At 71.5% G+C, this 396-nt stretch carries 1 pseudogene; it reads right to left on the reverse strand.

The features are described 5' to 3' along the window. Positions 1 to 125 precede the first annotated feature (125 nt). Positions 126 to 396: pseudogene (locus EOA29_RS40745) on the reverse strand (ATP-dependent helicase HrpB); the annotation flags it as partial.

Genomic DNA, 396 nt, shown 5'->3' on the forward strand with positions numbered 1-396 from the left:
AGGTCGAGCCGCGCAGCGGATCGGGGTGGGGTCGCTGGTAGCGTGCCCGAACCGACCCCACCCCGTCGATCACGCTGAGCGTCGCTCAGCGCGCTCGCCAACCCTCCCCTCGAGGGGGAGGGTTTGGCCAGGCGCTCGGCGAGCTGTCGGGCAGCGTTGGCGCGCGGGGATTTTTCGGTGCGAAAGCGCATCAGCCGCCGCTCCAGGTCGGCGCTGTCGCCGCCCAGCCCGCGCTCGGTGAGCAGCACCGCAAGCGTCGCCGCTTCGAGCGCCTGCCCAGCCTTTGCCGCTTCCGCCACCATATGCGCCAGCCGCACCGGCAGCGCCAATTTGCGCATCGCCGCGCCCGCTTCGGTCAACCGGCCAGCGTCATCTATGGCGTGCAGCGCCTTAAGC

Source organism: Mesorhizobium sp. M1E.F.Ca.ET.063.01.1.1, assembly GCF_003998155.1.
In the GTDB taxonomy this organism is placed as follows: domain Bacteria; phylum Pseudomonadota; class Alphaproteobacteria; order Rhizobiales; family Rhizobiaceae; genus Mesorhizobium.